This window comes from Actinosynnema sp. NPDC023658 (assembly GCF_040639995.1).
GTDB lineage: Bacteria > Actinomycetota > Actinomycetes > Mycobacteriales > Pseudonocardiaceae > Actinosynnema.
Window position 1 is genome coordinate 1 of the sequence record NZ_JBFAAX010000694.1, and the last position, 3,039, is coordinate 3,039.

The 3,039-nt window shown below is 75.3% G+C and carries 3 protein-coding genes; 1 reads left to right on the forward strand and 2 read right to left on the reverse strand.

Annotated elements, in window-relative coordinates:
* Positions 1-79 precede the first annotated feature (79 nt).
* Positions 80-1,192, forward strand: a complete 1,113-nt coding sequence (locus tag AB0G02_RS33305; protein WP_360802255.1) for a M20 family metallopeptidase — start codon at positions 80-82, stop codon at positions 1,190-1,192.
* 52 nt (positions 1,193-1,244) lie between these two features.
* Here AB0G02_RS33305 and AB0G02_RS33310 read toward each other — a convergent pair whose 3' ends face one another.
* A complete protein-coding gene (locus AB0G02_RS33310; RefSeq protein ID WP_360802258.1) occupies positions 1,245-1,850 on the reverse strand; it encodes a DJ-1/PfpI family protein in 606 nt (201 codons plus the stop codon).
* Positions 1,847-2,815: a DJ-1/PfpI family protein gene (locus AB0G02_RS33315; protein ID WP_360802261.1), complete on the reverse strand. Its 969-nt coding sequence runs from the start codon at positions 2,813-2,815 to the stop codon at positions 1,847-1,849. The genes AB0G02_RS33310 and AB0G02_RS33315 overlap by 4 nt, the downstream gene beginning before the upstream one ends.
* Between the last annotated feature and the right edge of the window lie 224 nt (positions 2,816-3,039).

A 3,039-nucleotide genomic window follows, 5' to 3' on the forward strand; every position in this document is an offset into this window, starting at 1 on the left:
GGTCGCCACCGCGGTCGTGCGCGGCTCGACGGCCTTCCACCGCACGGCCGAGCCGGTTGCCCCGAACTAGGCTGGCGCGGTGCCGACGGACAGGACCGCGCGGGTGGACGTGGACGCGATGATCGACGACCTCCGGACGCTCGTGGAGGTCGAGTCCCCCTCCGGCGACCTCGACGCCCTGCGGGCCTCGGCCGGGGCCGTCGCCGCCGTCGTCGAGAGCCGCCTCGGCGGGCGGGCCGTGCTGGTCGAGGGCGAGGCCGGGCCGCACGTCCACTGGTCCGGTGGCGGCGAGCCCCGGGTGCTGGTCCTCGGTCACCACGACACCGTGTTCCCGCTCGGCACCCTCGAACGCCGCCCGTTCGCGGTCGACGGCGGACGCGCGACCGGTCCCGGCGTCTTCGACATGCTCGGCGGGCTCGTGCAGGCGGTCCACGGCCTCGCGCTGCTCGACGACCGGTCGGGCGTCGAAATCCTGGTGACCGCCGACAAGGAGGTCGGCTCGCACTCCTCCCGCGCCCTGATCGAGGAGCGCGCCCTGGCGTGCGGGGCGGTGCTGGTGTTCGAGGGCGCCGCGGACGACGGTGGCCTCAAGACCGGGCGGAAGGGCTGCGGCACGTTCGAGGTCTCCGTCAGGGGCCGGGCGTCGCACGCGGGCCTCGAACCAGCCGCCGGGGTGAACGCGCTGGTCCAGGCGGCGCACCAGGTGCCGGCCATCGCGGCGCTCGCCCGGCCCGAGGTCGGCACGACCGTCACGCCGACCGTCGCGACCGCGGGGACGCAGAGCAACGTCGTACCGGCGGAGGCGACGGTCCTGGTCGACGTGCGGGTCGAGTCGGCCGCCGAGAAGGACCGGGTCGAAGCCGCCTTCGCCGCGCCGGCCCCGCACCTGGAGGGCGCGGAGGTCGAGGTCCGCGGCGCGGTGGGACGGCCCCCGATGCCCGAGTCGGCGTCGGCCGAGCTGTTCGCGGTGGCCCGGCGGCTGGTGCCCGGCCTGACGGGCAAGGCCGTCGGCGGCGGGAGCGACGGCAACTTCACCGCCGCGCTGGGCGTGCCGACGCTCGACGGTCTCGGCGCGGTCGGGGGTGGCGCCCACGCGGACCACGAGTACGTGGTGGTCGACGCCATGGTCGAACGGGCCGAGCTGGTCGCCGGGCTGGTGGACGCCATCCGCGACTCCCGGCGCAGCCGATGAGCCTGGTCCCGATCGGCCGGCCACGGCGGCGGGACCCGCTCGGACGCCGGGGTCACGCGAGCGGTTCGTCGGCCAGGTAGGGCGGGGCGGGCTCGTACTGCACGTAGCGGCGGACGCGGCGCGCGTGGTCACGGCCGTGCAGGCGCCCGACCAGCCACAGCGCCATGTCGATGCCGGCGGACACGCCCTGGCTGCTGACCACGCCGCCGTCCACCACGTACCGGGCGTCGCGCACGACCGTGACGTCGCCCAGGGCTTCGAGCTGGTCCTCGTACGAGAAGTGCGTGGCGACCCGGCGACCGCGGGCGACGCCCGACGCGTGGAGGAGGGCGGCACCCGTGCACACGCTGGTCACCCAGGACGCCTCGACGGCCACCTTCGCGATCCAGCCCGTGACGACGGGGTTGTGCACCTCGGTCTCGCGGGCGCCGTTGCCACCGGGCACCAGCAGCACGTCCAGCGGCGGGTGGTCGTCGAGGGTGTGGTCGGGCAGGACGCGCATGCCCTTGTTGCAGCGCACGGGACCGCTGCTCTCCGCGATGAGCACGACGGTGTCGGCCTCGTCGCGCAGCATCGAGGACGCGGTGAAGATCTCCCAGGGGCCGACGAAGTCCAGCTCCTCGACGCGGTCGAAGATCAAGAGCCCGTACGTGGTCATGCGTGGTCCTCCAGTGCTCGGAAGCGTTCCCGGTAGTCGGTCGGTGCGACGCCCACGTGCCGGTGGAACGCGCGGCGCAACGTCTCGGCGGTGCCGAAACCGAGGCGGCGGGCGATGGTCTCGACCGGGTCGTCGGCTTCGGCCAGCGCGCGGCGGGCGGCTTCGACGCGCACGCGTTCGACGTAGGCGGCGGGTGGCACGCCCAGCTCGGCGGTGAACCTGCGCTGGAGGTGCCGGGGGCTGAGCCCGGCGCGTGCGGCCAGGTCCGCGACGCCGTGCCGCGCGCCGGGTGCGGCGTTGACGGCCGCCACCGCCTCCCGGATCGGGTCGGTGGCCGGACGCGCCTCCCACAGCGGCACGCTGAACTGCGACTGGCTGCCCGGCCGGCGCAGGAACATCACCAGCTCCTGGGCGACGGCGTGCGCGACGTCGCGCCCGTGGTCGTCCTCCACCAGGGCGAGCGACAGGTCCATGCCCGCGGTGACGCCCGCGGACGTCCAGACCGGGCCGTCCCGGATGAAGATCGGGTCGCAGTCGACCAGCACCTCCGGGTGCTCGTCCCGCAACTGCCGCTCGCGCGCCCAGTGGGTCGTGACCCGCCGCCCCCGGACGACGTCCGCGGCGGCCAGGAGGAACACGCCGCTGCACACCGAGGTCACCCGGCGCGCTCCGGCGGACGCGGCGCGCACCCAGTCGACGAGCGCGGCGTCGTGCCGGGCCAGGTCGACGCCCGAGCCGCCCGCGACGACCAGCGTGTCGACGCCCTCGGGCGGCAGGTCGGCAACGGCGTGGTCGGCGTTCACGGACAACCCGCTGCGGGCCCGCACGGGACCGGACGCGGACGCCACGACCTCGCACCGGTAGTCACCGCCGGTCAGGAGGTTCGCGTGCCCGAACACCTCGTGCGGCCCCACCAGGTCGAGCGGCTGGAACCCCTCGTAGATCACGAACACGACGCGGCGCATGCGTCCAGGCTCGCCCCTTGGTCCGGATGGCGTCAACGACGTGCACCCCACGGATCGCGCCACGGCCGGATGCGGGCCTTCGGTCCTGCCGGGTTGGGACTTTTGGTCCCTGTGGGAGGGCCGCGGGCCTGCCGATGTCCGGTTGTGCCGACGCGGAAGGGGGCCGGGATGCTCGTGGTGAGCGCACGTCGCGGGGACGGGCCGTGGCCCGCGGAGCTGGACGC

Coding starts and splice junctions, on each gene's coding strand:
- AB0G02_RS33310 (WP_360802258.1), bottom strand. CDS start 1,850: ATGACCACGTACGGGCTCTTGATCTTCGACCGCGTCGAGGAGCTGGAC.
- AB0G02_RS33315 (WP_360802261.1), bottom strand. CDS start 2,815: ATGCGCCGCGTCGTGTTCGTGATCTACGAGGGGTTCCAGCCGCTCGAC.